This window comes from Planomonospora algeriensis, assembly GCF_977012225.1.
In genome coordinates this window covers 1-611 of sequence record NZ_CDRNDK010001047.1, presented here as the reverse complement: position 1 = coordinate 611, position 611 = coordinate 1, and the positions used below count along the sequence as shown (strand labels likewise).

Here is a 611-nt window from a genome sequence, read left to right as displayed (position 1 = left end):
CCGCGTGCGCCGACGCCTTCGTCAGGAGGCTCCCCTCGGGGTACGGCACCCCGCTCGCCGACGCGCCGATGTCCGGCGGGGAACGGCAGCGGCTCGGCCTGGCCCGCGCCTTCGCGCACGGCCGGCGCCTGCTCGTCCTGGACGACGCCACCTCCAGCCTCGACACCCTGACCGAGCGCCGGGTGAGCGAGACGCTCGCCGGCGAGCTGGCGGGCCGTACCCGTCTGATCGTGACCCACCGGGTCGCGACCGCGGCGGCGGCCGACCGGGTGATCTGGCTGGAGGGCGGGCGGGTCCGCGGCTACGACCGGCACCGGGTGCTCTGGGACGATCCCGGTTACCGGGCCGTCTTCGAGGTGCGGCGGACCGGGCCGGACGAACCCGGGCCCCGCCCGCGCCGGACGGGCGCCGCGGAGCGGGCGGGCACGCCGTGAAGCGGCCGGTTCTGCGGGCGCTCCGCCGGGATCCGCGCGTCCTGGTCCGGCTCGGCCTGTGGTCGGTGCTGGAGAGCGCGCCGCGCTCGTCATCGGCCTGGCCCTCGCGCGGGCGATCGACGACGGCTTCGCGGCGGGCAGACCGGCGGCCGGCCTGGCCTGGCTGGCGTCCTCGGC

The 611-nt window shown here is 78.7% G+C and carries 1 protein-coding gene; it reads left to right on the top strand.

The genetic code is table 11. The features are described 5' to 3' along the window. Positions 1-434 (top strand): ATP-binding cassette domain-containing protein (locus tag ACWJ6R_RS37715; protein ID WP_449066762.1); only part of this gene is annotated, 434 nt, incomplete at its 5' end. Between the last annotated feature and the right edge of the window lie 177 nt (positions 435-611).